The sequence below is a fragment of the Vibrio sp. 10N.261.45.E2 genome, assembly GCF_002875705.1.
GTDB lineage: Bacteria > Pseudomonadota > Gammaproteobacteria > Enterobacterales > Vibrionaceae > Vibrio.
The window spans coordinates 1-255 of sequence record NZ_MCZZ01000084.1 but is presented as its reverse complement, the minus strand read 5'-3'; the positions used below and the strand labels follow the sequence as shown (position 1 = coordinate 255).

Here is a 255-nt window from a genome sequence, read left to right as displayed (position 1 = left end):
AAGTGTCCACACAGATTGATTAGGTTTAGAAAAGTTAAGAGACGATATTGGGTCTGTAGCTCAGCTGGTTAGAGCGCTCGCCTGATAAGCGGGAGGTCGGTGGTTCAAGTCCACTCAGACCCACCAATATCGACCTAGATGGGGCTATAGCTCAGCTGGGAGAGCGCCTGCCTTGCACGCAGGAGGTCTGCGGTTCGATCCCGCATAGCTCCACCATCTTTAAGTATTCTCTTAAGAGAGTCTTTAAAAATGGTT

At 49.4% G+C, this 255-nt stretch carries 2 tRNA genes; both read left to right on the top strand.

The window, feature by feature from the left end:
* Positions 1–49 precede the first annotated feature (49 nt).
* Positions 50–126, top strand: a tRNA-Ile gene (locus BCT34_RS04515).
* A gap of 14 nt (positions 127–140) precedes the next feature.
* A tRNA-Ala gene (locus BCT34_RS04510) sits at positions 141–216 on the top strand.
* Positions 217–255 lie beyond the last annotated feature (39 nt).